Genomic DNA, 4,458 nt, shown 5'->3' on the forward strand with positions numbered 1-4,458 from the left:
TTATCTCTCAACACTTCCATTATTGAGCTTGTCATATTTTTGCTTCCTCAACTCATCACGTTCTTCCCAAAGACTAGATTTTGAGATTAAATGAGAGGCATCCACAAAAGTAAATACCTCACTCTTATAACCTTGCTTTCTTAGTTGATCTCTAAAGTTTGTAAACATTTTTAATAGTAAATTAGTACCTATCTTCTTACGTATTTTACTAAACACACTATAATCTGGTTAGTAATAATTTTACAATTATAATCAGCAATTAATCGTAATGTATAATTATCTAGATTATTTTTAACCAAGTTTATACAGGAAATAGGGTATTTTTTTAAAACATTTTTAATTACTTCAGGAGTAAAACTATCAATACTGACTATAACTTCTTTTTCCTTTATAACTTCCCTAAGTTCTTCAAGAACATTCTCAAGCCTTGCATATTCTTCATCTTCATTAATAATTAAAGCAGAAGGACGTGTTGATTGTGATCCAAGCTCAATTATTGTAGCCCCTTCATTTATCAAGCGTACAAAATTTCTAACGGCATCTTCTTTATGAAAATTTAATCCTCCATCAGAAAAAGAATCAGGAGTAATATTTAAAATACCGACAAATTGAGGATTTAAAACAAAAGAGCGTATAACTCCTTGATTTTCAATTAAATGTGCTATTTCTGCAAAGGTTTTATTGTTGTAAAAATTATTAGTCGGACATGAATAACGACATTCCAAACTTAAACCTGCAGTTAGATGAATAAGAAACGGTCTGTTTAATAATTCAGGATGCGGTATTTTTAAATCAGGCAAATCTATATGGCAATTACTCCAAAGTATGATATCTAAGTCAATAACTCTTGGAGACCATTTATCGTAAGAACTTGCTCGACCTAGTTGTTTTTCAATCTTTTTAAGCTCAATTAGAAGTTTACTAGGCGTTAAAGTACTTTTACCCTGCACCACCATATTTAAATATAACTTATTCCAAGCTTTATCGGCATTAGGTGGTAGAATAACTTGTGTTTCAAAAATAATAGATTGCTTAAGCAATATAAAATCACAGCTTTTTAGTAAATTTAGAGCTTTTTTAATATTTAAAAGTCTATTACCTAAATACTGCCTATAGAAATATAAATCATAGTATATTCGCTGAATTTGAAAAATTGACTTCGTTGCTTTGTAAGTCCTTCGGTACTCACGTATCATTATACGCTCCGTTCCTCGGCTTACAATCTCCTTGCTCTTTTTCAAATTGAGCTTCGTCTACCCAACTCTTTATTGACTTGTAGTATATATCCTTTCCGGAATAAGAAAAAGAAACTCCGCCATGCAATCCTGAAACCGGTGATTTTAATTTAGTAACGGTTACGTTTAGAAAAATCTTTTCTAATTTAGATTCGATAAAATTTTGATAAATAATATCATATATTTGTGCGGCTAAATACTCGATAAGATTAAAGTGATTTTCTTGAGAAAGTTTTTGTACTAGTCGTACGATTTCTGCATAACAAACAGTATCGTTTATATTATCCGTTACAGTAGCAGGCGGAGGAGTTGATAGAAGGAGTTGTATGTTAATTTTTACAGGTTGAGCGTGGTGTTTTTCTTGAGTACTGCAGCCAAGATGTACCCAAGTTATTAGTTCCGAAATATTAAGTTTACATGAATAATTTAAGTTGAAAGCTTGATACCTATCATAATATTAATGTTAGTTTAGTATAAGCTCTTTATAAAAAGATACAATAGTTAAATTGATATATCGCCACTTTTTTTAAAGCCGGCATGAGCTTTTTCAAGTTTTTTAATAAGTCTAGGTGAATATGATTTAATGTCTTTTTCCTTGCCGCCTTCGTATTTTTTAGCGAGTTTCATTCCACCTCTGATCATATTATAGGCGAAGTTCATTAGCTTTGTTTCTCCTGCTATTCTTTTTGGATTCATAAACATATAAACTTGATAAACGGCAAAGCTCTTTATTAAACGCTTTAAGTCTATTCTAGCTTGTTTAGTTATACCTTGTAATTTATCTTTTGGGTTTGCAAGGTTTTTATTAGCATCTCTAACGATTTTAGAACGTTGATGCATTAAATAATTACTGACTTCGGCAACGTTCTTGTTAATGAGCTTCTCATCCATTTTAAGCATTTTAAGCTTTAAGTTTTTAGTTTTACCTAAATACTTACGGATTAATAAGATAATTCGGCTTTGCAGTTGAGTTAAATCCATAGTTTGTTCGTTTAAGATAGCAAGTATCCGCTCTATCTCATACTCAAACTCTTCATTTTGGCTTAATTCTTCAAAAATTTCCTCCACCTCTTTGCTCTCAAGTACAAGATCGTCACTAATACCCATTAATGCATCTTTTATTTGATCGGCGATTTTTTTGGTATCTTCGGAAAATTGATTATTTGTCATAATCTAATTCATCGTTAAATATAGCTATTTTTATACTAGCACTACATTTCTACTTGTCTATAAAAATTGTATTAAGAGATATTAAATTTTTCTCATTGAGGATACTCTGAGGAATTATAACAAGCACCTAACATATTGCTAGAATCTTCATGATTATCATAATATGGTTTAAATGAAGTATTAAGGTTTAAATCATCGGATTTAAGTAAAGATTCTTTAAAGTATGAATCATGTGACCGACTTGTCGTAATATTCGTATAATTAGTTTCTAGTTTTTCTTCTTTAAATTTTTCTGCTAAATTTTTGTATTTTTCAGCTTGTTGTATAAATTTAAGCTGAATACAAGGTGAAGAAATCATTGATGTTAACTCTTTAGACAAATCATATAATATTCCGTAAGGTTTAGGTCTTCCTTGTTCTTCTATGAGAGCTATCGTATTAAGAAAAAATACTTTTAGTGAATCTTGCAGACTTTTTTCTGATATATCTAGATTATATTGGTTATAAAAATCACCTTGGCTTGAATATAATTCAATTATCTCTGATGTTAATTTAGCTATATCTTGCGGGTTCTTTTGCTGTATTTTCTTTTTTAGTTCTGATTCTTTGAGATGTAATAATTTATTAAAAGCTTCTTTTGCATAAGATATATGAGTAGTAGTTTTAAAATATTCTAAAGCTTTTACATAATTTCCGCTCTTAAATTCAATCTTCCCAAGTTTTATATTTGCCTCTTCAGAACCAAGGTTAGCAGCGTTTTCATATAATCCTATTGATTCTTTAGATAGTTTTGTTAAGCCATTAGCTGTACAGATGTGTGCTTGCCCACAATAAATTTCTGCTAATTGATGTTTATATAAGTTTTCGTTTTTATAACAATCATTAATAGATTTATGAGTTTCTTTTAGTAATTTTTCTAATAAATTGTAAATAGGTAGCTCTTGATCCGGTAACACAGGCTTATGTAAAAGCTTATCATATATTACTTCATCGAGATTTTTAGATATTTCTGTAATAGATTTAGAGGCGGTAATATATTTCAAAAGAGATTTAGTTTCTTGCTTGCTGACTGAGCCTATTAGTTTTTCTAAATTACTAATGCTATTATTTATAGTTATACCTAATACATTATTAAAATTCTTAAAGCTCTTTGTTAAAAATAATTTAATATTATCTAGATTTTCAATATCAGGGCTAGAATTGTTAATATGCTGTAAAAAGTTTTTTAAGTTATATATATTATTGATTGCTTTTAAATCTAAAACATCATTATTTTTGATATCTTCATAAAATTTTTCAATAGTCTCATTTAATTTGTTATAGAATGAATCTTTATCTTTGCATATTGTATGCTTAAATGATTCTAATAACTTTTCTTTTATATTATATGCCCCAAGGTTACTAAATAAATCGTTAAACCATTTTGCAGAATTAATTGTAACCAAATTTTCTTTTTCAGAAAATTTGATGTCAGATAAATATTTAAGGTAATTTAGAAGGTTCTCTAATTTATTTTCTGATTTCGGTGTTTCTAAAAGCTGATTTAATTTTTTAACGATTTCTAAGAAATTTCCTATAGTTTTGGCATTGTCTTCTAACTGTTTATAATAATTTACTATATCTATTAATTGTTTCAATTTGTCTGTTTTAGCCGAAATGTCTTCAAAACTTAAATTACTTTCTATATTTTGTTCCCATTTTTTTTCTATATATGTTTTAAGCTCATTGATACTAATTAGTATTTCTTTATCAATTACATTTATAGAATTTAAAATATATGTTAAATTTTCACCGTCGATTGTTATTTTATTATATTCATCTGGAATGATATAATTATCATCTGTAATATTTAATAGATCTTTATAGTCTTTTGCTTGTTCGCTAGCTTGAGGTAATAAATAAATAGAATCTTTTATTTTATTAATAATAATCTTTTGCTCATCGCTAAAATTACCGAGTTTTATAGTGTCATCAATAATTTTAGATATACGAGTATTATTATTGCTTGCTGGACTATCGGTCACTACTATGGAAGTGTTGAGAGATAAGATAA

The 4,458-nt window shown here is 28.2% G+C and carries 4 protein-coding genes and 1 pseudogene; all 5 read right to left on the bottom strand.

The genetic code is table 11. From position 1 onward, the window contains the following. A complete protein-coding gene (locus SB78_RS05500; protein ID WP_041079195.1) occupies positions 1–216 on the bottom strand; it encodes a hypothetical protein in 216 nt (71 codons plus the stop codon). Then, on the bottom strand, positions 189–1,241 hold the full coding sequence (gene folK, locus SB78_RS05505; protein ID WP_241773781.1) for a 2-amino-4-hydroxy-6-hydroxymethyldihydropteridine diphosphokinase: 1,053 nt from the start codon (positions 1,239–1,241) through the stop codon (positions 189–191). The genes SB78_RS05500 and folK overlap by 28 nt, the downstream gene beginning before the upstream one ends. After that, a complete protein-coding gene (locus tag SB78_RS08360) occupies positions 1,186–1,641 on the bottom strand; it encodes a dihydroneopterin aldolase (protein WP_096334747.1) in 456 nt (151 codons plus the stop codon). The genes folK and SB78_RS08360 overlap by 56 nt, the downstream gene beginning before the upstream one ends. A 95-nt stretch (positions 1,642–1,736) precedes the next feature. Further along, on the bottom strand, positions 1,737–2,405 hold the full coding sequence (locus tag SB78_RS05510) for a DUF5394 family protein (protein ID WP_041079197.1): 669 nt from the start codon (positions 2,403–2,405) through the stop codon (positions 1,737–1,739). A 1,397-nt stretch (positions 2,406–3,802) separates the two neighbouring features. Further along, positions 3,803–4,042 (bottom strand): annotated as a pseudogene (locus tag SB78_RS11795) (hypothetical protein); the annotation flags it as partial. Positions 4,043–4,458 lie beyond the last annotated feature (416 nt).

The sequence above is a fragment of the Rickettsia asembonensis genome (assembly GCF_000828125.2).
In the GTDB taxonomy this organism is placed as follows: Bacteria; Pseudomonadota; Alphaproteobacteria; order Rickettsiales; family Rickettsiaceae; genus Rickettsia; species Rickettsia asembonensis.

Coding starts and splice junctions, on each gene's coding strand:
- SB78_RS05510 (WP_041079197.1), bottom strand. CDS start 2,405: ATGACAAATAATCAATTTTCCGAAGATACCAAAAAAATCGCCGATCAA.